The sequence below is a fragment of the Blautia sp. OM06-15AC genome, from assembly GCF_003481425.1.
In the GTDB taxonomy this organism is placed as follows: domain Bacteria; phylum Bacillota; class Clostridia; order Lachnospirales; family Lachnospiraceae; genus Fusicatenibacter; species Fusicatenibacter saccharivorans.
Genome location: NZ_QULD01000018.1, coordinates 1 through 24121 on the forward strand (window position 1 = coordinate 1; position 24121 = coordinate 24121).

Here is a 24121-nt window from a genome sequence, read left to right on the forward strand (position 1 = left end):
AAAAGCCCCTCCTGTCTACGCATTTAGGGGGCAAAAAGCCCACGGAAATCAAGACTTTTCGGCGGTGGTCGGTGGGGTGGCAGAATGATTTATCAAATACCTGCCGGAACGGGCTTTGAAATGCGTAGGAAAATCTTTCCGGCGCTGGTTTTCCTGCCGGTTCTGTGGTATGCTGGAATAAGACAAAAAACGACAGGAGTTGACACGATGGCCGAACAGGAAATGTTACTGGACACTGATACCATCAGGGCCGCCGTCGCCGGTGAGAAGTGGGCTAAAGATAAAGTGATCGAACACTACACCCCCATGATCGACGAGCTGGCCGTTGACGAGGATATGAAGCAGCACCTTATTCTGAAGCTGCTGGAAGAACTGCCACACTTCCCGATGGAACAGGAATAAAAAAGAGCGCCGGACGCAGAGGCATACAGCCCCCGCGCCCGGCGCTTTGCTATGCTTGGATCACTCGTCCGTGAAATGGAACTGCCGCGCCTCAAAGTCGGCGTCGTGCATGGTGTCCAGCTTGTCGGCGGTCTGGCGGGCCAGCGCCGCCATGTCCTCGTCCATGTCCGGCAGGGCGGCCCGGATGTTGGCCGCCGTCCTGCGCCGGTCGCTCTTGTGATACATACAGATCAGGTTTTCTTCTTCCACGGTAAACTGCATTGTCATACCTCCAATTCGTTTTTCTTGGTTCTGGCCGGGGGCTTTTTCGGGGCTTGGGCCTGTTTGCTTTCGGATAGCTGCCTGCGGATGGAAGCGCGGGGCCTCCGCACTTCCTTGTCCCGGTTCTCGTCCCTGCCGATCACCGCATACAGGCCGTGCCGGTCTTTCATGCCGGTAAAGCACAAGGATTTATAGGGCAGCATGGAAAACAGCCGGTCGGTGTCCTTGCTGGATGCAATCTGCACAAAGTATGGGGACAGCTCCACCATGAAATGCGTCTTGTTGGGGCTGTTGGGGGCGGACAGATCTTTCAGTCCGGCCACGATCCGCTGCGCCTCGGCCAAAATCATGCTGTCATGCAGCGCCGTGACGTGGGACTTAAAGTCGCCGGGCGCAAGCTGCGCCCGGCCTTTCTGTTCATGCCGCAACAGCTCCCGCAGGTGTTCCGGCTCATTGGGCTTGGCCTCATACCGCAGGAACGCCCCCAGATTGGGATCGGGCCGTCCGTCGAAGTACAGACCGGCGGGCTGCTCCCGGTCGCCCTTTTCATAGTGCAGGATGATGTTGTCGGCCTGTACCGCCTCGGCTGCGACGTGCCGGAAGTGCTGGGGATAGTCCAGCTCATAGAGATTGCCGCGAATGACACCCCGCACCTTGCCGGTCAGCTCCACGGCGTAGGCCAGCACCCGGTCACGGGTCTGCTCCCCGTAAAACTTCCATGTGTTGTGCTGCGGGGTGCCTTGCAGGTACACATCACTTTCCCGGAAACAGTGCGTCCCGGACGGGCGGGACATCCACAAAAGCGTCCTGTCCTCGGCCTTGTCGCTGGCAGCGGCCCGCCCGATGATCTCCTTGTCGATCTCAAAATCGTTGCGATAAAAGGCGGTGTTCTGCCGCATGAGCTGTTCCAGCGCGGCCAGAACATCCACATTCTCAAACCTGTTCATGGCGTCACACCTCCAATTCCTGTGCTTTCTCCCGCTGCGGCGGTTTCTTCTGCTGTTCCTCCTTGGCGGCTTTGAGCTGCGCCCGGATGGACGGCTTTTTCTGTTTCTGCGCCGGGCGCTGGGGCTGCTTGGGCTTTCGGGCCTCCGCCTTGGCTGCCTCGGCCACGTCAAACAAGGAAATCTGTTCCCCGGCTTTGGCCTTGGCTTCCAGCTCGCTCATGGTCGGGGCATTGTTCAGAACGCCGTCGATCATGTTGTAGTTCTGCTCGGTCGTCATTTCAGCGGCCTTGATGGGGCTTTCCTGCTGGGCGGGGATGGCAAAGGCGTCCGTGCCGTTGCCCATGATAAGATACTTGCCGTCCTCGGATTGGTGGTGGAAACCATAGCCTGCGGCTTCCAACTGCTCCCGGTTCATATCCGTTACAAGGAAACTGCCCCGTGGGGTCTGGATGCTCTCGCCGGTCAGCAATTCCCGTGGCGTAAGCTGTTTTTCCCGCTGCAAGAAGAACTCCGGCACCGGCGTAAAGCCTAAGCTGTCACAGTAATGGGCTTCCTCCTTGCCGCTGCGGGTCAGCACCACAACGTCGGAAACGGAAAGGCTGTGGCCGGTGAAGTCGGCGGGACGGTCAAGGTTGAATGTACGGTAAATATCCTCCAGCGTGGTTTTGCCGTCCAGCGGGGCCGTGTAAACCAGATCGTAATTCTGCCGGTCAACGGCCAGCCCCGCTTCTTGCAAGCTCTCGTAAGCCTCATAGCGATAATTCCGTGTTTCCGGCCCGTCTTTGAGCTGGTAGATGGTAAAGGTATCGCCCTGCTTCGGGGGATCGACGGTGAAATACGGGTTTTCCCATTGGGTGAACGGCATATCCGGTATGGCCTTGTAGCTGCCGTTCTCCACCACATAGGGCCGCACCCGGTCAAAGCCGATTTCCTGTGCCACACGGGAAAGGCTTTCCAGTACCACGGGATCACTCCGCAGCCGTTCCATGCGGGTGAAGTCCTCCACAAGATAATTCTGGCCCGCCCGCACATGGAGAATATCGGCGGCGCTCATGCCGTCCTTGCTTTCCATGCCCAGCGTCAGATGGGCGTAGGGTCGGCCATCGGTGTTCAAATCCTTGGCCTCGCTGTTATAGGGCTGGCTCCGCAGCTCGTCGAACCGGGCCTTGGCTTCCTCAAAGGTGGCGAAATGCTCTATCGGGGTCTGCTGCTCGGCATTGGTGGCCCATGTTTTCAGGTCGGGAATGATGTAAAAGCCCCATTCCCGGCTTGCCTCCGGCGCGGCGGCGCTGCGCTCGGCCAGCGTCTTTTCGGCACGTTCCCGCACATCGTCCCGCAGCGGCACCGTATAGAGGGTGGACACAGAGGAAAAACCCACATTGTTGAAAACGTAGTCCACATCGGCCTCTTTCAAGGCTCCTGCCGGATAGTAGTCGGCCCGTGATGGGGTGTCGCTCACCTTGCCGTCCGAAATATCATGGTTCAATCCCGTTTCCAGATGGGTACAGATTTTGCCGTCCACGGCCAGCGTCACATAGTACCAGCCCATTAAACCGCCGGTCTTTTCGTCGGCTCCCTCGTTGAACTCTACATTGAGCAGCGTGTAGGGCTTCAAGCCCTTTTGGGCTGCGATCTCGTTGTCCTTGGCCTCCCGCTGCAACAGCGCGGGCAGGGCCACTTCCTTGGTGGCCTTGACGATCTCCGGGTTGTACTGTACCAAAGTACGGTTGACACATTCCGTCTGCACCTTGACCGTCTTGGCTTTCGGCGTCAGGTGGTTGCCGATAAACAGGGACGCGCCGTTGTCAAAACGGATCGTCATATCGCTGGTGCCGCGCCATTTGCCGGTACAGGGGGACGTGTGGATTTCGCCGGTCTTACAGCCAAACGCCTGCGCGATCGCATCAATTTTGGCCTGCAAGGGCAGGTCTTTGTATCGGTCAGCGATTTCCAACGCCTTTTTCTGCAACTCCGTCAGGGTTTCGGCGGGGGCCGCCTGCGGCTCGGCGTCGGAAGTAACTTCAGGCTCCGGGGCGGTTTCCGGCTCCGGCTCCGGCACGGGTTCTTGTTCCAGCTCCGGCTCTGGTGCCGGTTCCTGTTCCGTGGTGGGTTCCTGTGTCGGCTGCTCCTGTTCCTTGGCATACAGCTCCTTGACGGCTTCCTGCGTCAGCTCCCCGGTGTTGAGCTGATCCATCAACTCCCGGCACCGTTCCGGCGTCCCGACATACAGCACATCCCCGATCTTGGCCCTGCCGTTATCCTGCGGGATATAGGCTTGCAGCATATACAGGTTTTCCCGGCTGTCGCTGCGGGGGTTGGCGTGTACCCGGTAGAAGTAGTCCGGCTCGGCCTGTTCCTGTGCCGCCTGCGCCCGCTGTTCTCGGCTGCTGTTGCGTTGCAGCTCCGTGGGCTTGATGCCGGAAAGGGGCTGAATACAAGCAATCCTGTCCGACGCATAGTAGGCATTGTCGTTCAAAAGCCGCTGCCATGCGCCCACACTCGGCGCCCAGCGGAAACCGTGTTCTTTCAACTGCTGGCGGGCGTCCACCTCCGGCTTGCCGTCAAAGAACACCTGCAAGCGGCCTTGTTCCCGGTTGGCCTCCACATGGCCGCCGTCAAATTCCCAGCCCACATAGGCCACTTCATTTGCGCGGGTCAGGCTTTCGATCCGCTGCCGGACACGGCGGATTTCCGCATTGTTGTTGGACAGCTCCCAGCTCTGAAACGGCTTCTTTTCATAGTGCCAGCTGGACGCCATATCTGCTTTCAGGTTTTCAAGGTTTTCAGGAGAGAGGTGCGGGCAGCCGTCCAGCGTACCGTGTTTGCGGTAATAGGCATTGACCGCTTTCATGGTTTCCTGCGCCTTTTCCAGACCGGCCAGCTTTTTTTGCAGCTTGGGAATGGCCTGCGGATCGTCCTGCCTGATGCCGCCCATGCCGGTGCTGCGGATTTTATCAAGCAGCCCTTGGATGTACTGCCATTCCTGCATATTGCTGTCGCGGGCCGCGTTCTGTTTCTCTTTCTGGCGTACCGGGAAATTGGAACCACCGGCAATCAAAATGGACGGCACACGGGCGTCAATCTCATAGCCGTGGTTCATGTTGGCAGCCAGCTTCCGGGCATAGGTGTCAAGCAGGCTGTCGATCTTCTCATGGTACATGGGATCGACGCGCTTTTTCTGTTCCTGTGCCAGCGCAAAGGCTTTATCCACATAATGCCGGTATTCGGCTGTGGCGCTGCCGGGCTTGTAGTCGGAAAAGCTGTTCATTTCCTTGGCACGGCGGGCCGCGCCCTCATTGATGGAATAGTAGTAGTCGGACGCCGCAGGTTCTTTTGTCTGCTGTTCCGGGGCTTCTTGCTGGGGCGGCTCTTTGACCTCCTGCGGCTGGGCCGGGGCCTCATAGCCAGCCGCCGCATATTCCTCCACGGTCATACCGGCATCGGCGGCCTCCTGTGCAATTTCCGCCTCCACCTGCGCTTTGTAGTCCTGCAAGCTCTGGTCAAAGTCGGTCAGTTTCGGCATTTCCGGCAAAGGCTCTCCGTGGTTGAGCAGCGGACGGCACTCCATAGCGTAGTCCACCAGCGCCCCATAGTAGGCGGTTTCCTCCGGCGTCAGGGTGTCGCTGGACGCCAAACGGGTCTGCGCCTCCTGTTCCAGCCGGGACAGGTTGCAATGCAGCTCCATGTAGGGGATGATCTCGGTGAGAAAGGCTTCCCGGCTGGCGTGATCCTCCGCCCATGCCTCCGGGCCGCCCTGTCGGGTCAGATGGTCTTTCCAGTTTTCATCGTTGAGATAAAAGGTCTGATACTCCCGGATATGCTTAATCAGGGAACCGTCCCGGTCGCCAAAATCCTGCCGCCCGGAATAGCTGTGCGGCTCTCCTTGGAATGTAAAATCAATGCGGAAGTCGGTCTTGTCATAGTAGCCGCCGCCCCGATGTTCTGCGTCCAGCCGGGCAAACAGGGCGTCGGCCTCATGCAGCGGCATTTGCTGGCCCATTTCCAAATCGGGGCTTTCGGTGAAAAGGATCGTCACAACCGGCTCTGCCGTGGGGTCAAGGGTGGGCTGCTGTGCGGCCTTGGCCTCTGCGATTTCCCGGTCAATCCGGCTTTTCACCAGCTCGTCCACATGGCCGTGCTGCATTTCATAGCCATGTTCGCACAGGCGGTTGATAAGCTCGATCACCTTGTCCGTGTTGCCCACAGCCTCGGCGTACTCCACGATCAACCGGCGTTCCTCGTTGCCCATGCGCTGTCCGTTGCGCTCGGCCCAGTCGATCAGGGCGTTGGCCCGTTCCGTGGGGGTGGCCTCCGGCATAATGGGTTTGTTGTTCAAAAGGCCGTCAATCCCATTCCACGGCTGCGGCTCCGGCTGGGCCTCGGCCCGTTGCAGCGTCCCGTCGTCGGAAAGGACAAAGCCCTGTGTCTGAATGGCGTCTAACGTGCCTTGCGTCACCTCGCCGGTTGATTTCACATCGGCGTCAATCAGGGTTTGCAGCATGGCCTTTACACTGTCGGTCATTTTCTGCTGCTGTTCCGGGGGCAGCTTGGAAAACACACTGTCGGGGGCAGGCTGCTCGGCGGCCTGTTCCACAGTTTGCTCCACGGCCTGCTGCGCCTGCCGCTGTTGCTGAAGCTCGGCAAGGTGGCCGTCGATGGTGGTAATCAGCTCATGGGCGGTGGCCCGGATGGTTTCAAGGGACGCCCGCAGCTCTTTCAGGTCTTTGCCGGAACTCCAACCAGCCACATACCCAAAGGAATAGTCGGACGTGTCCAGTCCGTAGTGCTGGCAGACGGCATAGGCCACGCTCTCGGCCTGCACCTCGCGGGTGCGGCTGTCGGGCCGGTCGGCCTGCTTGGTCACAGGGGCGTCCGGGTCAATGGCGTGGAGCTTGGCATGGGCAATCTCATGGATGGCTGTTTTCAAAGTTTGCAGCTCACTCATGTTCTCCTGTATGGCGATCCGCTTTTCCGTCAGGTGGTAGTAGCCGTGAGAACCACCGGGGATGTCCTCAAAGGCCATCGGCACGGGGGAAGTCTGTTCCAGTGCCTTGAAGAAGTCCTCGTATTGCTCCACATTTCCGGCCAGCTCGTCCACACCGATAGATGGCAACGGTTCGCCCTCGGTCTGGCTCACATCAAAGACAGACACGATTTTGAACGCCGGAACTTGCGTTTCCTGTACTTCGGTCAGAGGCTTGCCGTCCTTGTCCATGACCGGCTGACCCTGTTCGTCCAGCTTCGGCATTTCCTTTTTCACCTTGTAGGGAGCCGGAGCCAGAATTTTGATGCCTTTCTCGCCCCGCTTCACATTGCGGTGAAAATCGTCCCGCCACTTGTTGTAGCCAGCCACAAGCTGGCCGCCCTGCATGGCGATCAGCAGCGTATTGTTGAAGCTGTAACTGTGGAACTTCGCCATAGAGGTGAGATAGGCTGTGTAGCGTTCACTCTCGAAAAGCTCCTGTATGCCGGTTTCCAGCCGGTCGGTGATTTCTTTCATGCGGTCGGCGCCGTTCTGGCTGTTGAGAATAATGGGGACGACGGGCGGCGGGGCCGCAGCTTCGGCGGTGGGCGCTACCTCTGGCTGCACCGTCCGGGCCGGGGCCTCGTCCCGCAGAATTTCCGGCGCGGGATAGGCCATCACACGGTATTCCTCCGGCACCGGCTGGCCCTCATGGACACGCTGCCACTCGTCGCCGCTTTTCACCAGATAGCCGTAATCGGTGAAAACACCATGCTCCGTATTGGCAATATGTAGGCCGAAACGGGGCAGGAAAATTCCCGCTTTCCATTCCTCCGGCATATCCACCATGCCGGAACGGTTCAGGTAGTAGTCACCCAACTGGCCCGTGCCGGTGACATCCGGCAGATGCACATAGTAGTCCACGTTGTCGGGGTAGTCGATGATCTGTCCGATGCTGTGGAAGTCGCTCTGCGGGCTTGTCAGGGCGGCGTTCAGCTCCGCAAGCTCGGCGGCGTCCAGCTTTTCCAGCCTCGCGGCAAGGAAGTTCAGTTCGTCCACATCGGCGGACAACACCAGATCGCGGGGCAGCTTAATGGGACGCTCCTGCGTGCTTCGGTAGTCGTACAAGAAAAAGTCCTGCGGATTGTCGGCACTGATCCCGATTTCCCGCAGGGCTTCTTGCAGCTTTTCGGTTGTGGTCGGCAAAGAAAACCAAAGGCCCTCTTTGCCTTGCTCATAACGCTGTCGGTTATGAAGCAGGATAGAAAACACTTCGCTCATTTGGTCGCTCCTTTCTAAAAAATGGCATAAGAAAAGCAGGAAACCTTTGAAAGATTTCCTGCTGGGTGGTGCCGCCGGTGGGCGGCAAATTATTCGGTTGTCTAAAATGCTAATTACATATTAAGTATGGCAGCAATAACTTCTGGTGCATCTTTGTTAATTTCATGGCCTGCACCGCTGACAATTTGCAAAGTTGCTTGGGAAAGTAACTCATTTAACTTTTTCGATGCTTTTAGATTGGCCCTATCTTTTTCTCCACACAAAACAGTAACAGGACAGGTAATCTTGCTTAATTGTGAAGTAAAATCCAATGACCGCATCGAATGGGACAGTTTAATTGTGTTACTTTTTGATAATCCCATGTTGTAAAAACTCTTAGCGGGCATACAGCGGAACAAGAGATTTTGAAAATCTATCAGTAATGTTGGTACTTTGTATTGTGCGCCGATTAAGACCAGCGAAGCCACTTTATCCCCATGACGAATAGTAAAGTCGAGGGCAAGCAGCGCCCCTAACGATAGGCCACAAATATAAAGCGGCTCTGTTGCATCAGAATACTGCCGTTCAAGATTAGCCAAAATCCGGGAGTAGGATATTTCATTCCCCATTGAAGAAAAAAGCTCTGGACACTCGACATTAGAAGTTGAAAGTTGACAGACTACATCTTTCCAGTCTTGTGCTGTTTGTCCCAATCCGTGTAGAAGAACTGTTTTCATTTTTTCCCTGTTACATCCCCTTTCCTGTGATAGAGCAAATAATCTACCCCAAAGCACACGAGAGAAAGCGCAAGGGTGATCCCGCTGTTGAATATGTCAGATGTAAAATCAAACTGGACTTGCGGTAAAAAACAAGCTGTAATATGAGTAATTGCAATCGGTACTGGTATTAAAACCAGCAGGGCAAAGCCAAATGCCCGCCACAAGTTTTTTCTGCACTTGCGGAAAATTATATACATTGTCCAGATTGCAGCAATCACAATCAGCGTTATGCAAACGCCCAACGTGAATATAACTGACCTTTTCAAAAGCAAAGACAATATTGCCAGTAGCGGAAAAGGGATAACACTGACTGCAACTAAGGTTTTCAAAACGATCCTTGTTCTGGAAATCAGACTTGGAAGCAACATAAGCCATGCAGCTATAATTGAAGCAACAGCAATCAATGACCACGATAATCTGTCCGAAGTAAAATAGTCGCAGATCAAGCACACACATCCAGCGATTAAAGCTGCCGCAGAAACAACTACCAAAATAATGCGCTTGCCTCTTTCGGATAAGTGGTAACTACGCTTTTTATATAGTAGCTCGTCTGGCTCAATCATTTCATCTTTAATCAGGTAATCAGAAGATACATTGAAGATGTCGCTAAGCTGGGCGATAAAATCCAGATCGGGGGTAGATTGCCCCAATTCCCATTTTGAAATCGTCTGCCGTGTAACCGTTACCTTTTCGGCAAGCGCCTCTTGGGAAAGTCCGCGCTGCTTTCTTAGTTTTTGTATTTTCTCTCCGAGGGTCATAATGAAGTTTCCTCCTGCTATTGTTTTTAGAAAATCATAGCAAATAAGGCGTTCTATTTCTACCAACGCAAGCAGGAACCGCCGCAACGAACCATTGCGCTATCATTTTTTAACGCACAATCAGCTATTTCTTTGATTATACCAGTGAAAACAGTTTTTTGAAACATGATAATTGTGAACGCGGAGAGAAAAACAGGGGTTTGGGGCTTTCCCCAACAAGCAAAATCCCCGGCCCGGCAGGTGGCCGGGTCAGGGATTTATCGGAAGTGTGGCTACACTTCCTATGCTTGCTACGTTACTCCGTCAGCTTCTTTTCTCCACGCGGTAGTTAACGTACTTCCCGCCGGTATCGGCCAAAAGCACCGTCCCGTCGTAGGTTTTCCCGGTTTTCATGGAGCGCAGGCCCTTTACCTTTGCCTTTCCGTCTTTGAGCAGCGCGGCGGCGATCTTCGGGGTGAACGTCTTGCCCCGTTCCTCAAAAAATCGGTCATTCTTCCACATGACAAACTGGCAGGCCCGGTTTCCGCAGTAATAGTTTTTCTTGCCCTCGTAGACGGCTTCGCCGCAGCGGGGACACTTGCCGATAACCACACGCTCGGTTTGAAACAACTTCTGCGCGTCCTCGCTGATCTGCGAATATCGGGAAATCAGGCTCCGGGTCATTTCCGCAATGCCCACCATAAAGCCCTCCGGGTCGGCCTCGCCCTTGGCAATGGCCGTCAGCTTGGTTTCCCATTCCGCCGTGAGCTGGGGAGAAGTCAGCACTTCCGGCAGGACACACACAAGGTTGTGGCCGTCCTTGGTGGGAAGTAGCTGCTTGCCTTTGCGTTCCACAAAGCCCATCTGCACCAGCTTTTCCAGAATGGAAGCGCGGGTTGCCGGGGTTCCCAAACCTTGGCGCTCGGCGTCCTCCGGCATATCCTCGGCCCCGGCACGTTCCATAGCAGACAGCAGCGTATCTTCGGTATAGGGCTTGGGCGGCGTAGTGAAATGCTCGGTGATACTGGCCTCCACCGGGTCAAAGGTCTGGCCCTCGGTGATCTCCGGCAGCTCCCTTGCCAGCTCCGGCGCGTCCTCGTCGGCGTCGGTCTTGAACGACGCCTTGAAGCGGCGCTCAATCTCTTTCCAGCCGGGGGTGAGAATGGTTTTGCCCTTGGCGGTGAACTCGTTCCCGGCGCAGGTGAATGTGGCGGTGACAGCCTCATACACATGGGGCGCGGCCACAGCACACAGCAGCTTGCAGCACACAAGGGACAGCAGTTTCTTTTCGCCCTCGGTCAGCCCGTCAAAGCCTTTCTGCACAAACTCCATCGTGGGGATAATGGCGTGGTGATCGGACACCTTTTTGCTGTTCAGCACCCGGCCAAACTGCGGGGCAATGTCCAGCCCTGCCGCAAAGGAAAGCAGCGGCCACAGGCCGGACACAATGCTTTCCGCTGTGGGCTGCATATCGTCGGTAAGGTACTGGCTGTCGGTGCGGGGATAAGTCAGCAGCTTCTTTTCATAGAGCTGTTGGGCATAGTCAAGGGTCTGCTTGGCGGTAAATCCAAACAGGCGGTTGGCCTCCCGCTGCAAGGTGGTGAGATCGTAAAGGCGGGGCGGCTGCTCCGCCTTTTTCTCACGCTTCACCGATACACAAACGGCCTGCGCTCCTGCACAGGCCGTCTTGGTGGCGTCGGCGTCGTCGGGGTTCATAAAGCGGTCACTGGCCGCCTCCATGCCGCCCGCCGCGATATGGACAATGTGGTATTTCTCTTTCTTGAAATTGCTGATCTTGGCCTCCCGGTCAACCAGCATATTGAGGGTAGGCGTCTGGACACGGCCCACGGTCAGGGTCTTGTGATAGAGGATGGAGAAAAGCCGGGTGGCGTTGATCCCCACCAGCCAATCGGCCTGCGCCCGGCACAGGGCCGATTGATACAGGTCGTCGTAGTCGGCCTCCGGTTTCAGGTGGGCAAAGCCCTCGCGGATCGCGGCGTCCTCCATGCTGGAAATCCAAAGGCGCTTGAACGGCTTTTTGCAGCCCGCCATCTGGTAGACGAAACGGAAAATCAATTCGCCCTCACGCCCGGCGTCGGTGGCGCACACAAGGCCCGTCACGTCGGGGCGCTCCATCAGGGAACGCAGCACGGCAAACTGTCCTTTTTTCTCGGCGGGGATGATGTACTGCCACTCCTGCGGCAAAATCGGCAGGTCGTCATAGCGCCACTTCTTGAAACGCTCGTCATAGGCTGCGGCGTCGGCAAGGGAAACAAGGTGGCCGATACACCAGCTCACCAGATAGCCGTTTCCCTCCATGTAGCCGTCCTTTTTCTGATCCGCACCGATCACGCCCGCAATGCTGCGGGCGACGCTCGGTTTCTCTGCAATTACCAACTGAATACTCATTCCTTATTCCTCCTTATCCTGCGCGGGTTCCTCGTCCTCCGGGGCCGGTTCGTCCTCGTCGTCCTCGTCCTCGCCAAAATCGTATTCGTCCAGCTCGTCGCCGCCCTTGGTGTCGGCCTTGGGCTTCTTAAACTTGAAGAAGTAAAGGGCCGCGCCGCCGCCGATCAGGGCCACTACAAGGAACACCACAAGACCGCCCATGCCGGTGCTTTTCGCTTCATCTTCCTGCGGCTGCTCGGTTTCCTCCGGCTCCTGCGGTTCCGGCTCCGGGCCGGTACACTCGGTCATATTGGTTTTACATACCGGGCAATTCGTGTTGACGGCTCCCGCCGCGCACTTGGTCGTACAGGTACAGGTTTCCGGGGCGGTTTTGCCGTCCTCCAACAGTGCTTGCAGGTCGGCGTCGTCTACTTGGTTGAGGAAGTGAACGGCGGTTTCCTTGTCCTCGTTGGCGCGGTCGATCAAGATATAAAAGTAGTTGCCCGCCTTGGTGGTAACGGTGATAAGCTGCTTATCTCCGTAGAAATCATCCACCAGTGTTGCGTTGCCCTCCGGGGTGACAGGTACGCCCTCCGGCTCCATGCCGCCGGTGGTGGGTTCTTCCTCCTGCGGGGCCTCGGTGGTTTCCGGCAAAGGCTCCGGGTTGGGGTCAGTACCACCGGCAAACGCGGTGGTGGAAAAGGCCGTCAGGCAAAGCACGGCGGCCAGCGTCACGGTAAACGTGCGAATGATCTTATTCTTCATCGGCATTGTCCTCCTGTTCAAAATCCGGCTGCGGGGCCGGGGCGGTCTGCAAAGCGCCGCCACGCAGGAACGCCGCAAATTCCTCCGGCTTCATGTTCAGGCCGCGCACAAGCTGGATGATCTGCAAATTCTCCTGTTCGGTCTTTGCCGCTTCCAGCTCCCGAAGCTGCTTTTGCAGCTCCGCGATCTTGGCCTTGGTTTTCTCAATGTCTTTTTCGATACGGTCAAGTTTGTTTGCCATCGTCAAAACTCCTTTCTGGCGTCAAGGCAGACGCCCGTAACAATAGAAATGCTGCTGCCAATAACTCGAATTGAGGTTGGTGTAAGAAATAGGGTCGCCACAGTGCAACATCACGGAATTGCCCACATAAATGCCGACATGGGAAACGCCGGGGGTGTCGTAGGTGCCGACAAAAAATACAAGGTCGCCGGGCTTGGCCTGCTCCGGGAAAACAGGGGTACAGATATTGCAAAGGCCCTGTGCGCCCAGCCGTCCCACGTCCCATCCGCTGTGATTGATTACCCAGCTCACAAAGCCGCTGCAATCAAAGCTGGTGCTGGGAGAGCTGCCGCCCCACACATATGGATAACCCACATACTTTTCCGCCTCGGCCATCATTGCGGCAAAGGTGGCGTCCTCCAAAGCCTCCGGGGGAATGTCGTAATAGGTCGGCTCCTTGACGGTGGAAGCGTTGGGATAGGTGCCGTTGGGAAACAGGTCTGGCCGGTTGCCCAGCGTGTGCATATACACCGCATACAGGCTCATTTGTTCCTCGCCCATGATGTAAACAGGCAGATGGGACATATCGAAGTTTTCCAGCTTCACGTTGCAGATGTAATAGGTGTAGGAAACTTGCACGGTGTAGGGGTTGCCCTCGCTGTCCGTCCGGGTTTCGGTGCGGTATCGGGTTTCGGTTTCAATGGTCTGTGTCAGGGTGTATTGCTTCTCAAAGAGCATGGCAAGGTCGCCTTGCACGTCGCCCAGCGTATAGACGCCCTCATGCAGCGCCGACAGGATGGAAGTCAGTACATAGGGGTCATGGCCGATCTCGTCCAGATCGAAACGGTATTCGTCATAGCCGGGGTGCAGGCTTTCGTAGTTGTCAAGCTCATACTGCAAATCGGCCTCCATGTCCGCATAGGCGGCTTCCGCCCCCAGCATATCGCTGTCCTCGGACAGATAAGACGTGGCCGCCACGCCGGTTCCTGCGCTGCCGAACATGGCCGTACAGGATTGCAGGCCGCCCATAATCAGCATGAGCATAAGGCCCACGCCGCCGATCAGCAGCACACCTTTCCAGTGCCGGGCCACAAAGGACGCGGCCTGTTTGCTTTTCTCGGCGGCTTTCTTGGCGGCTGCGGCGGTGGTTTTGGTGGCGCTGGCTGCGCCCTTTGCCGTCTGACCCGCCGCCCGTGCTGCCTTGGCATAGTCCCGTTTGATTTTCTGTTTCTGCCAGAACCGGGCCACCGGGTTTTTCACCGCCTGCGCCATTTCTGGGTTGTCCCGCAAGGATTTCTGGTAGATGTACTCCGCATTGGCGGCAATGGCCTTTTTCTCGGCCTTGGCTGCGGCCCGGTAGGGTTTGAGCTTATGACGCCGGATGCCGCTGCGGATGGCTTTTCCTGCTTGGCGCTCGGCAAGTTCTTCTCCCTTATGGCCGCCCTCGACGCCCACATTCTCATGCTCAACCTCATGGATTTTCCCATGCAGATACAGGCCCGCTTCCTCCATCGGACGGCTGGCCGGGTTGGGTTTGAGCTTGGGGGCCGGTTTCTCCACCTTGTCAAAGTGCAGCTTGGTTTTGGCCTTGCCCTTGGCCTCGTCATAGACGGTTTCCGTGGTGACGACGCGCTTTTTCGGCAGGGCTTCTTTGGCTGCGTCCAGCTTATCCGCCCGCTTTTCCGCCTTGTGAACGTACTTGGAAAGGGCGGGATCGGCCCGTTCCTCGGCGGTGAATTGCAGGCGGGACGCGGGGCCGGTGGCCTGCGCCGCTGTATTCGCGCCATCCTTGGCGGCCCGCTTCGCCTTGCTGCGCTCCCGGATGTCTCCGGCACGTTCCAGCACCTTTTCAGCGGTGCCGCCCGGCTCGGCTGCGGAATAGTCCTGTTCGGCCTCCCGGCTGGAAATGTTGATGCTCTCGCCGGTGGTCTGGTTATCCAGCGTCAGGCCGTCGCGGGTCATGTGCTGCGTCACCTTGTCACGGGGTTTCAACTGCTTCATAGGGCGTCACCTCCTTGTCTGTCATACCGTTTCGCCCTCACCTAACCGGGTCGTCATAATCTTGTAGAGCTGGCTGCGCTGCGGGATGGGGTTGCGGAACGGCAGAATCACATTTTCATAGATCAAAAGCCCCTCGCCGGGTTCAGAATTGTCCACATACCGTAACTGCTGCGGGGAAATGTTCAATCGCTCCGCAAGGATGCGCCGGTCGCCGGACGCCTGATTGAGCAGGCAAATGAAGTCGCTGTTTTCCAGAATGTTTTCGATCTCCGGGGAAGAAAGCAGGTCTTTGACGTTCTGGGTCGCCCCGGTCGGGATGCCTCCCCATTTTCTGAATCGCTTCCAAATCTCGCAGGAGAAAGCTGCCGTCTGTTCCTCTCGCAAAAGCAAATGGAACTCGTCGCAGAAGTACCACGTCGCCTTGCCTTGGCTGCGGTTTTGGGTCACACGGCCCCAAATCTGGTCTTGGACAATGAGCATACCGAGCTTCTTTAATTGTTTTCCCAGCTCTTTGATGTCAAAGGCCACAATGCGGTTTTCGATGTTGACATTGGTGCGGTGGTTAAAGACGTTTAGGCTGCCGTTTACATACAGGTCAAGGGCCTGCGCCACACGGTCAGCCTCCGGGATATGCTGGTCTAACAGGGCTTGATGCAGATCGGACAGGATCGGCATATTCTCCGGGCGGGGGTCTGCCAGATAAGGCCGGTAGATCACCTGCACAGCACGGTCAATGACCGTCTTTTCAATGGCTTCCAGCCCGTTCTTGCCGCCCATGACAAGCTCACAGAACGACAGCACGAAATCACTTTTCAAGGCCAGCGGATTTTCGTCCTCGCTGTAATTCAGGTTGATGTCCAGCGGGTTTACATAGGATTTGCTGGTAGGCGACAGTTTCACCACTTGGCCGTGGAGCCGCTTCACAAGGGGATAATATTCCGCCTCTGGATCGCAGATATATACATCGTCCGGGGTACAGAGGAACACACTGACGATCTCGGATTTACAGCTCATGGATTTGCCGGAACCGGGAGTACCCAGCTTCAAGCCGTTGGGACACCGCGCCCGTTTTCTGTCCAGCATAATCATGTTGCCGGTCTTGGCATTGACGCCGTAATACATGGCGTCGCCGCCCATGAAAAGCTCCTGTGTCACGAAAGGCACAAACACGGCCACGCTGGAAGTCGTCAAGGAACGCTCGATCTTGATGTGGTTGGCCCCCAGCGGCAGGCTGCTCATAAGGCCCTGTTCCTGCTGGTAGTCCAGACGGACAAGAGAACAGTTGTATTTCTGTGCCACGCCTGCGGCCCAAAATACATCGTTCTCCAACTTCTGCCGGGTGTCGGCGGTGTTCATCACCAGAAAGGTGATCTGGAACATTCGCTCATTCCGGCTTTGCAGGGTTTTCAAAAGCTCCTTGGCGTCCTGTCCGTAGGTGGCAAGGTCGCTGGGCAGGATGTCCATGTCGTAGCCGCTGCGGACAGCTCGTTTCTGTTCCTGTATCTTCATGGCGTCAAGGTCGGTGATCTTGCGCTTAACCGTCTTGATGGCCTCGCTCTGGTCGATGGCCTGCACATGGAGATTGACGACAATGCCGTTTTCCGTGTTGAGAAAGTCGGCCAGCATTTCGTCCGACAGCTCCGGGGACAGGATGTTTAAGAAGCTCACAGCCCCATACTTGCCGCCCAGCCCGAACATCCGGGAATTGCCGAAGCGGAACGAGGACGGGGCAATAAAATCTTTGGTGGAGAGGCCGGACGGGGCCAGCCATTTCCATTCAAATTGAAACGGCTCGGCGTCGGGGTGGAGTACCCCATGCAGCACTTCCAGACGTTCCTTGGCGTCCAGCACATGAGCCACGGCCCCCATCGTCTTGAAATAGCCCAGCAGGTCGGTTTCAATGCGGGTCAGACGGGCGCGGGCCATTTTCAGGTTGTCGGCCTCGATGGTGAATGTCAGGAACTTGCGCTTGGTGAGGCCGTTGTTGCCCCGCACAAGCTGGTCTTGCAGGATGCCGGAATACTCCGCCCGGATGTCGTCGAAGTCGTCCCCCTGCGCCTTGATCTCAAAGCTCTTGGCGTACTGCTTGGGGTCGGTCTTGCGGTTGACAAAGGAAAACTGGACGTGGATCGAGGCGTCCAGATAGTTGTAGAGATCGCACAGGTTTTCAAAAATGGCTGTCTTGGTGTCGGCCTGTGCAAGCTGATAGCTGATGTCGGCAAACTCGATGCACTTGCTGAACGTGTTGGCCGTCACCCTGCAAATCCCGTCCGGGTACATGGCCTGATACGGGATGCTGGCCTGTGCGGAATGGGCTTTGCCGTCGCCCTTATACTTGCGGATGATGGCCTGTATTTCCCGCTTTTCGGCGCGGGTGAGCTTTACAGGCGGCTCGTTTCTTTGCTTTTCGGACAATCGCATTTACCTCCTTTTCCATTTGGTGCTGCCGCATAAGGGCAGTATAGGCGTTGTCGGTTTGGTAGGGCCTTTCCTTGGGCTGGATAAAGCAGCATTGGACGATCTGCCATACCACCACTTCAAGGGGCTGGCCGTGGCGCTCGTACAGGGCCAGCAGGAAGCCCGGCAGCATGATAAATACCATGAGCAGGGCCGCCGCGCTGCCAGTCACCCGGCCCCGGAGCAAAAAATAAAGCGGGACGCCTACAAGAAGCGCACCGCCGAAGCAGATCAGTTGCCGTTTGGTAAGCCCAAACACAATCTTGGATTTTACACGGGTCAAATCCTTTGGGACGGTCACATAAGCCATTCAAATCACCTCGTTTCTGATACAGTTTCTTGTGGGGTCAGGGAAAGATCACTGTCCACCTCGTTTCCCCAAACGTCCCAACCGGGCGCTTTCTGTCTGGCAAACAGCTCTACGCGGGTCAGGTCGCCCGCCAGCTCAATGATTTTGTCACGGGTCACGTCCGGCTTTTTGCTGTGTTCCTCCACGGGGGAAATAATAAACTGATGGACACCGGCGCTGCGGCGCTTGGGTTTGCCTCGTTTGGCAAGCAGGCAGATTTCCGCATTGCCTCTCGTCCAGTAGCCCAGCCCGTAAAACCATGTGGGGCTTTTCTTGTTGAGCTTTAACCAGACAAAGGCCACCGTTTTGAACGTAAAGCCCCATGCCCGGATCAGGCGCAGGGCTTCCGGGAGCTGCGGGAATGTAGCCCACAAAAACAGCAGACAGTCCTTTTCCGCCAGTGTTTCCACCGGCAGGGCGCACAGCTCGTCAATGCTCATGGTGGGATAGTGATGTTCCGCCGCACCTGTTTTCTTGCACTCATACCGCCACGGCGGATCGGCGTAAATGATGTGGTATCGTTTCTTTTGTACTTCCTCGATGGTTGGTAGTCCTCCTGTCTGTTAATGCGCGGTAAAGACGGCTTTCGATATGCTGCCGGTCTTGAACAGACAGAAGCAGAGCAGAACCGTGTAGCCCATACAGCCCCAAATGGCCCCGGATATATCCGCTGCCTGTCCGATCTGCTGGATCAGCACCGCATAGATGCCGACAACCACCATAATCAAAAAGGCTTGGAAGCCCAGCGCCAACAGGGATTTCAAGTAGTTCTGGCCGACGCCGCGCCACTCCGCATTGCCCAGCGTGGCAAGGGGGATCGGCCCCAGCGCGGTCACGGCATAAATCTCAATCATTCTTCCGTAGGTCACAAGGAAAATGCAGATGGAAAGAATGTTCATCGTCAGCCCCACAACAAGGGTCTGGAACCACAGGCCGAGAAGCGGCCCGATGTCCATAGCTTCCAGTTGTGCTTCAAGGTCGGGAATGAGGGTGTCAAAGTCAATACTGGTTTCCCCGATAATCACCCCGGCGCTCTGGTTGACGACGGCTTGGGTGGCGTCGAAAACGCCCATGACGATATTCCATGTGTTCGTCACAATGAGAATGGCAAAAGCACTTTTGAAAATCCAGCGGAAGAACATGGACGTGTCAAAATCGTGCATATTGTTCTTTTCCACGATCATGTCTATCAGCTCATAGCACATGATAACGGCAAGGATCGCCGCTGCAATGGGGACGATCACCGTGTCCGACAGGGATTGCAGCATATTGAATATGCCGCTGTTCCACGCTTGCGGCGTCGTCCCCACATCCGAGGCGATTTCCCCGACTTTCGTATTGACCGTGCTGAACAGCCCGGACAGGTTGCCCATGATGCCGTCGATTAAAATGCCTTTGATCCAATCCCCTATGAGTTCGCCTATCATGTGGGTTCACCTCCTTTGCAGCGCTCTCCCGCATGGAACCGGGAGAGCGCTGCGGGGTTTCAGGATTTAACAGTTATGGTTGGGCTGGTTGGCGGACAGCCGGGAAGATCAGCCCAGCAGACCAGACAGCAGGGGAACCAGAGTGACGCCGATCAGGGCAACGCCACCGCCCGCGACGAGCTGTTTTATCCCCAATTAGGTGTAAAACTCTGCTCGATGGCGGGCGGCGGCGTACAAAAAATCTATATGGTGTTTTTAAGAGAACCGTCCCGGCGGGACAGGTCAGGCAGTGACCTGTTCCACCTCTGGGATGGGTTTGAGATTAAAATGAATTTCGATAGAAATGTGTCTTGTTTTATCTTCGTCAATGCGCTCATGCACGACGATTTCTTTGATTAAGCGGTTAAGGGTGGCTGCGTCCAGCTCTGTGATGTTGGCGTATTCCTGAATGGCTTCCACCCATTGTTTTGCATCATTGGCAAGCTGGACTTCATCGGACAGCCGCTTTCTGCCCTCGGACACTTTTGTTTTAAGCTCCGTCTGCTCGGTCTGTGTCTTTTCCAGCATGGTGTTGAAATTCTGTTCACTGATACGCCCTGCAATCATATCCTCATAAAGCCGCATTACCATTTTGTCCAGAATCTCAATCCGTTCCTCGTCCCTTGTAAGGGAGCGTTCCATTGCTTCCCGCTGTTCCCGCTGCTCGGCTTCACAGGTATTGGTCAGGCGGTCGGCAACCGCTTCCCCGTCCATCAGGGCAGCTCTGGCACATTCCCGGATTTTCCGCAGCACATGGCTGTAAAGGGTGTCATAGTCAATCCGATGCTGGGTGCAGTGGTTCTTTCCAAAGGCATTGTAGGTCTTGCAGGAATAAATCTGCTGAGGATGTTTTGCGTTTGTGTAGCGTACCGTCAGCGACTTCCCACACTCGCCGCATTTTATCAGTCCGGCAAACAGGCTGATTTCATTGGTCTGCCCCGGACGCTGGCGGGATTTCAGCTTATTCTGCACAATGTCAAAGCTCATGCGGTCAATCAGCGGTTCATGCTGCCCCTCCACCACAATCCAGTCCTCCGGCTTCTTTTCCCCAATCGTGCCGATTTTGAAACGGTAGTCCTTTTTCTGGGAAGCAATCGCCCCGGTGTAGACGGGATTCATCAAAAGGTCTTTGATAACGGAGAAGTCCCACATATACCGTCCTTTTTCTGGGTCTTTCTTTTCCCATTTGGTGCGGGTATTGCGAAGCCCCCGTTCCCGGTTCCACCATGTGGGGCAGGGGATTTTTTCTTCCTCCAGCCGTCTGCGGATATAGTTCGGACCATGACCGTTCAGGGCATATCCGAAAATCAGTCGCACAATCGGGGCGGTTTCCTCGTCAATGAGCAGATGGTTTTTGTCCTCCGGGTCTTTCCGATACCCAAACGGGGCAAGACACCCGGTAAACTGTCCTTTCTGCGCTTTCAGAAGATAAGAGGAATGGACTTTCTTGGAAATATCCTTGCTGTACATCTCGTTCAGGATATTCTTGAACGGGGCAATATCGTTGTTATCACGCAGGGTGTCGATACCGTCATTCATGGCGATATAGCGGACACCGTTTCTTGGGAAAAAGTCCTCAATCAAATGCCCGGTTTGCAGATAGTTACGCCCCAGTCGGCTGAGGTCTTTCGTGATGACAAGGTTGATTTGCCTGCGCTCAATGGCTCTCAACATTCTCTGTAAATCAGGACGCTCCATATTAAGACCTGTGAAGCCATCGTCCTGATAGACTGCCACAACCTCCCATCCCTGCTTTTCGCAGTATTTTTCCAGCATATCACGCTGGTTTGCGATACTGGCACTTTCGCCTTGCAGGTCATCGTCCTTTGACAGCCTGCAATAGACCGCTGCACGATACCCTCCGGCAAGTGCCGAACCGATTGTTCTGTATTCCATTTCGTTCATCATAGCCATTTACCCACACAATCCAGACGGTATCTGGCTCTTTTGAACCTCATCTTCATTATAGCTCATATCTTTCCTTTTAGCAAGATATTCTTTCGTATTTGTCTTACCGTATTTCTGGGAAATCAGGCTGACGAACACATCGGTTGCGTCCAGTTCCCCGTCAAATACCGTTGTAACATGAATCTCTGTTTTGTTTTTTGCCATAGGCAGTTATCCTCCATACATGAAAATAGCCAGACAGAGGGTGTCGGCAACGAAGTCCGGCAACGGGCTTCAAAAGACCTTGCAAACAATCTCAATCTGGCGATGGTTACTATTTATACTTTTCTTTTATTTTTCTGTTGTTTTGGTTGTCATAGGGGAGAAAAGCCGATAGTTTCGGGATTTTCCCCGGCAACCGGCTCGGCAACGGGATAGCAACAGGGGGTGCAACAGGCTGTCATTTTCAGAATGGAAGCTCCATCTGTTCTGTGACCTCCACAAAACCATCCATCGTTTTTTCAGACGGGTTGCCGGAGTCCGTTGCCGGGTTTTCACGCTCCCAGCCCTTTTGTCTGCCATATTCGGAAAACATTCTTGGGTTCGGGAAGTACCGCCAGCCGGAAATGCACTGGTTCATAATCTCGTTGATTTCCCGGATTTCCCATTGCTTCGGCTCGTCAAAGGCATGGTTCAAGGCTTCCTTGTAGAGCTGCTTGGAGCAGACCATGCTCCCGGTGTACTTATCAAGATACGCCTGTATCATCCCGGCTTTGGTGTCCTCCGGCATAAAATCCCGCTGGTGTTCTTTGAGATACCGCTGCATGGCGGGGCTGAAAGCCAGCTTGAACCTGCCGCTTCGGTAAATCTCCATCGCTTCTGCCCACATCTGCTCGATATAGGCTCTGGAAGCAGCTTCATCCTCCAAAATGTGAACCTCGGCTTGTTCCGGGTACACCATGACGGGGATAAAGCGGCGATTGCCGGAACGGTCAAGGGGCAGGAAGTCAAGAGCATTGGAAGTGCCGCCAAACACGCACTGGCGGGGGCGGTCTGCCGGGTGGGTTTCATAGGGTATCTTGTAGACCTCCTTCTGCCGGCTTAAAAATGACTTGATTTCTTCGATGCTCTTGGCGTTTGCGGTTGCCATCATTTCCGACATTTCGATAATCCAGTGACCTTGCAGCTTGCGGTACACATTGTCATCGTCCAGCTTCCGCAAATCATCGGAGAACCACTCGTCCCGGACTGCCAGCAGACGGAAGAAGGTGGACTTGCCAGCCCCCTGACCTCCGACCAGACAGAGCATGATTTCAAACTTGCACCCCGGCTGAAAGGCTCGTGAGATTGCACCCAGCAGGAACAGCTTCAACGCTTCATAGGTGTAATCGTCTGCGTCAGCCCCCAGAAAGTGCCGCAGGCAGAAACGGATTCGTTCTGTCCCGTCCCACACAAGGGTATTGAGATAGTCCCGGATGGGATGGTACTTGTTTTCATTCGCCACAATCCCGATGGCGTTATCAATCTTTTTCTCATTGGTAAGCCCATAGGTTTCTTCCAGATAAAGAAGCAGATACTTCATGTCCGTATCGTTCAGGGCGGTGCTTTCCCTGTGAAAACCGATGGGCTTTATGATGTCCTTGCGGTCGGTCAGAATGTTGTATGCGATAGCCCCGGAAAGCAGCGGGTCACGCTGGAATACGGTCAGGCAGTTCCGGATGCTCTGACGGACACCGCCTTTCTCGGTAGTTTCCAGCCCCGCCTTGATTTCCTCAATGCTCTGGGGCGGCTGCATAGCGTTCATGGTGTTTTTTAGTTCTTGCTGCGTCTGCGGCTGCAAGCTCTGCCATTCGTTGTTCAAGCTGTATCACATCCTTTCCGTAGTCCGTAATCAAAGCCGCTTTTTCCTCTGTCTCCCCGAACAGCAGCACATCCAGCAGATATTCCACTTGGGCTTGCTTCTGTAAGGCTTCCACAAACCGGGGATGAAAGGCTTCCTCCGGGAAGTGCGGGACATAATCCTTTCTCCATGCCCTAAGCAGGTGGAGATAATCGGCAAGGATACGGGAGCAGCGGTTCTTTGCTTCCTGAAACTGTTCCTCCGGGGATTTCTGCCGGGGCTTGGGCTTTTTTACCTTTCCCGGCGGCTTCCAGTCCTCATAGGAAATTCCAAAGTCCTGTGCCAGTTGTACGGCGGCTTCTTTCTTTCCCAGCCCATACAGAGCGGCGGCAAAATCAATCACATCCCCATCCGTACCGCAGCCGAAGCAGTGGTAACGCCGATCCAGCTTCATGCTTGGGGTTTTATCGTGATGGAACGGGCAACAAGCCATCCCGTTCCGACCTACATGGATTCCATAATGCTCCGCAGCCTGTCTTGTTGTGACGGACTGCTTCACAGCTTCAAATACATTCAAATCTATCCCTCCTTGAAAATAAGAAAAGCACCTGACATTCTCTGATTGAAAATGGCAAGTGCCTGTTAAAGTTCCATATCCTGTTGTCTGTGTTTCGCCTGTGCCGGGGCGGTTCTTTGTGCTTTTTTCTCGTCTGCCTTATCCTGCAAGACTTCCTTGATGGGCTGCTTCTTGGGCGGCTCTTTGCTTTCCTCTGTGCCGGGTGTGGCTTTCCGTACCCAGTAGCGGATGTCCCGCAGCTTCTTCAAATCCTCCTGTACCTCGGTCAGCGGTACTTTCAGTTCTGCGATTTCGCTGAGAAGCGTTTCCTGCTCCTCTTGCAGCTCCTTTTGGGTACTGTCCTTATCGTCCGGGTGCTTGGCAAGGTAGGCGGCGGCTTTCTCATACCGGGCAACCTCCGGGTGTTCCTGTTTGAATTTCTCCTTTGTTTTCTTAAAAAATATCTTCTGGTACTTCTCATAGACAGCCTTACATTCTTTGCAGTCTGTCCGGCTGGCAAGAATCCCGTCAATCACTTTGCTGCGGGCTTCCTTTGGCTTCATCTGATTGCGGTAATCGGCGGCTGATTTCCCGGACGCTTCCAGAAACGCTTCTAAGTCCTCCACAGTGGAAAGTCCCTTTTGCCGGAGATAGGACAATGCTTCGCTGACTGCCTTTAAGTCCTGTGAAGTCCCCCGGTTCTGTCCAGCCCTCGTCCAGTCCTTCCGTTCTTCCTTTCGTATCTCCATATACTTCATCAGCAGATTGGGAAGAAGTGTTGCTTCCTCCTCCGCCTTTTGTGCAAGCAGTTCTTTCCGTTTTTCTCCCAGCTCGGTAATCCAG

General features: G+C 55.4%; 18 protein-coding genes and 2 pseudogenes. 1 reads left to right on the forward strand and 19 read right to left on the reverse strand.

Going from position 1 to position 24121, the window contains the following annotated elements:
* Positions 1-84 precede the first annotated feature (84 nt).
* Positions 85-402, forward strand: coding sequence for a helix-turn-helix domain-containing protein (locus DXB83_RS17430; RefSeq protein WP_442857937.1), 318 nt, complete (start codon positions 85-87; stop codon positions 400-402).
* Positions 403-462: 60 nt separating this feature from the next.
* Here DXB83_RS17430 and DXB83_RS15860 read toward each other — a convergent pair whose 3' ends face one another.
* The 19 genes and pseudogenes from DXB83_RS15860 to DXB83_RS15970 all read right to left on the reverse strand — a co-directional run.
* Complete coding sequence (locus DXB83_RS15860; protein ID WP_118697860.1) at positions 463-663, reverse strand: transposon-transfer assisting family protein; 201 nt, start codon at positions 661-663, stop codon at positions 463-465.
* Between the two features lie 2 nt (positions 664-665).
* Entirely contained in the window at positions 666-1610 is a 945-nt protein-coding gene (locus DXB83_RS15865; protein WP_118697861.1) for a hypothetical protein, read from the reverse strand.
* Positions 1611-1614: 4 nt separating this feature from the next.
* A complete protein-coding gene (locus DXB83_RS16985; protein ID WP_442857938.1) occupies positions 1615-7845 on the reverse strand; it encodes a YodL domain-containing protein in 6231 nt (2076 codons plus the stop codon).
* A 122-nt stretch (positions 7846-7967) separates the two neighbouring features.
* Positions 7968-8570 carry an alpha/beta fold hydrolase gene (locus tag DXB83_RS15890; protein WP_118697862.1) on the reverse strand — a complete coding sequence of 201 codons (603 nt, stop codon included), beginning with the start codon at positions 8568-8570 and terminating at the stop codon, positions 7968-7970.
* Positions 8567-9370, reverse strand: a complete 804-nt coding sequence (locus DXB83_RS15895; protein ID WP_118697863.1) for a helix-turn-helix domain-containing protein — start codon at positions 9368-9370, stop codon at positions 8567-8569. The genes DXB83_RS15890 and DXB83_RS15895 overlap by 4 nt, the downstream gene beginning before the upstream one ends.
* Positions 9371-9673: 303 nt before the next feature.
* Entirely contained in the window at positions 9674-11758 is a 2085-nt protein-coding gene (locus DXB83_RS15900) for a DNA topoisomerase 3 (protein ID WP_118697864.1), read from the reverse strand.
* Positions 11759-11761: 3 nt separating this feature from the next.
* The gene (locus tag DXB83_RS15905; protein WP_118697865.1) at positions 11762-12502 is read right to left on the reverse strand and encodes a DUF4366 domain-containing protein; all 741 of its coding nucleotides are present in this window, start codon (positions 12500-12502) and stop codon (positions 11762-11764) included.
* Positions 12492-12743, reverse strand: coding sequence for a DUF4315 family protein (locus DXB83_RS15910; RefSeq protein ID WP_002573999.1), 252 nt, complete (start codon positions 12741-12743; stop codon positions 12492-12494). The genes DXB83_RS15905 and DXB83_RS15910 overlap by 11 nt, the downstream gene beginning before the upstream one ends.
* 21 nt (positions 12744-12764) lie before the next feature.
* A complete protein-coding gene (locus DXB83_RS15915) occupies positions 12765-14723 on the reverse strand; it encodes a C40 family peptidase (protein ID WP_118697866.1) in 1959 nt (652 codons plus the stop codon).
* 21 nt (positions 14724-14744) lie between these two features.
* Positions 14745-17144 carry a VirB4-like conjugal transfer ATPase, CD1110 family gene (locus tag DXB83_RS15920; protein ID WP_199696598.1) on the reverse strand — a complete coding sequence of 800 codons (2400 nt, stop codon included), beginning with the start codon at positions 17142-17144 and terminating at the stop codon, positions 14745-14747.
* Positions 17053-17490 (reverse strand): PrgI family protein, encoded by a 438-nt coding sequence (locus tag DXB83_RS15925; RefSeq protein ID WP_118697868.1) that lies wholly within the window; start codon positions 17488-17490, stop codon positions 17053-17055. The genes DXB83_RS15920 and DXB83_RS15925 overlap by 92 nt, the downstream gene beginning before the upstream one ends.
* 5 nt (positions 17491-17495) lie before the next feature.
* Entirely contained in the window at positions 17496-18071 is a 576-nt protein-coding gene (locus DXB83_RS15930; RefSeq protein ID WP_118697869.1) for an MT-A70 family methyltransferase, read from the reverse strand.
* A gap of 21 nt (positions 18072-18092) precedes the next feature.
* Complete coding sequence (locus tag DXB83_RS15935) at positions 18093-18956, reverse strand: VirB6/TrbL-like conjugal transfer protein, CD1112 family (protein ID WP_002574003.1); 864 nt, start codon at positions 18954-18956, stop codon at positions 18093-18095.
* A 108-nt stretch (positions 18957-19064) separates the two neighbouring features.
* A pseudogene (locus DXB83_RS15940) lies at positions 19065-19148 on the reverse strand (Maff2 family mobile element protein); the annotation flags it as partial.
* A 90-nt stretch (positions 19149-19238) separates the two neighbouring features.
* Complete coding sequence (locus DXB83_RS15945; RefSeq protein ID WP_099357301.1) at positions 19239-20909, reverse strand: recombinase family protein; 1671 nt, start codon at positions 20907-20909, stop codon at positions 19239-19241.
* Complete coding sequence (locus tag DXB83_RS15950; protein WP_003020324.1) at positions 20910-21107, reverse strand: hypothetical protein; 198 nt, start codon at positions 21105-21107, stop codon at positions 20910-20912.
* A gap of 241 nt (positions 21108-21348) precedes the next feature.
* Positions 21349-22686, reverse strand: coding sequence for a virulence-associated E family protein (locus tag DXB83_RS15960; protein ID WP_044959872.1), 1338 nt, complete (start codon positions 22684-22686; stop codon positions 21349-21351).
* Positions 22655-23299: a CHC2 zinc finger domain-containing protein gene (locus DXB83_RS15965; protein WP_118697870.1), complete on the reverse strand. Its 645-nt coding sequence runs from the start codon at positions 23297-23299 to the stop codon at positions 22655-22657. The genes DXB83_RS15960 and DXB83_RS15965 overlap by 32 nt, the downstream gene beginning before the upstream one ends.
* A 65-nt stretch (positions 23300-23364) precedes the next feature.
* Positions 23365-24121 (reverse strand): annotated as a pseudogene (locus tag DXB83_RS15970) (MobQ family relaxase); the annotation flags it as partial.

Bases quoted from the DNA above. Each gene is read 5' to 3' on its own strand.
- DXB83_RS15920 (WP_199696598.1), bottom strand. From the start codon at position 17,144: ATGCGATTGTCCGAAAAGCAAAGAAACGAGCCGCCTGTAAAGCTCACC.
- DXB83_RS15905 (WP_118697865.1), bottom strand. From the start codon at position 12,502: ATGAAGAATAAGATCATTCGCACGTTTACCGTGACGCTGGCCGCCGTG.
- DXB83_RS15860 (WP_118697860.1), bottom strand. From the start codon at position 663: ATGCAGTTTACCGTGGAAGAAGAAAACCTGATCTGTATGTATCACAAG.
- DXB83_RS15945 (WP_099357301.1), bottom strand. From the start codon at position 20,909: ATGGCTATGATGAACGAAATGGAATACAGAACAATCGGTTCGGCACTT.
- DXB83_RS15865 (WP_118697861.1), bottom strand. From the start codon at position 1,610: ATGAACAGGTTTGAGAATGTGGATGTTCTGGCCGCGCTGGAACAGCTC.
- DXB83_RS15935 (WP_002574003.1), bottom strand. From the start codon at position 18,956: ATGATAGGCGAACTCATAGGGGATTGGATCAAAGGCATTTTAATCGAC.
- DXB83_RS15950 (WP_003020324.1), bottom strand. From the start codon at position 21,107: ATGGCAAAAAACAAAACAGAGATTCATGTTACAACGGTATTTGACGGG.
- DXB83_RS15890 (WP_118697862.1), bottom strand. From the start codon at position 8,570: ATGAAAACAGTTCTTCTACACGGATTGGGACAAACAGCACAAGACTGG.
- DXB83_RS15960 (WP_044959872.1), bottom strand. From the start codon at position 22,686: ATGAACGCTATGCAGCCGCCCCAGAGCATTGAGGAAATCAAGGCGGGG.
- DXB83_RS15900 (WP_118697864.1), bottom strand. From the start codon at position 11,758: ATGAGTATTCAGTTGGTAATTGCAGAGAAACCGAGCGTCGCCCGCAGC.
- DXB83_RS15925 (WP_118697868.1), bottom strand. From the start codon at position 17,490: ATGGCTTATGTGACCGTCCCAAAGGATTTGACCCGTGTAAAATCCAAG.
- DXB83_RS15915 (WP_118697866.1), bottom strand. From the start codon at position 14,723: ATGAAGCAGTTGAAACCCCGTGACAAGGTGACGCAGCACATGACCCGC.
- DXB83_RS17430 (WP_442857937.1), top strand. From the start codon at position 85: ATGATTTATCAAATACCTGCCGGAACGGGCTTTGAAATGCGTAGGAAA.
- DXB83_RS15910 (WP_002573999.1), bottom strand. From the start codon at position 12,743: ATGGCAAACAAACTTGACCGTATCGAAAAAGACATTGAGAAAACCAAG.
- DXB83_RS15895 (WP_118697863.1), bottom strand. From the start codon at position 9,370: ATGACCCTCGGAGAGAAAATACAAAAACTAAGAAAGCAGCGCGGACTT.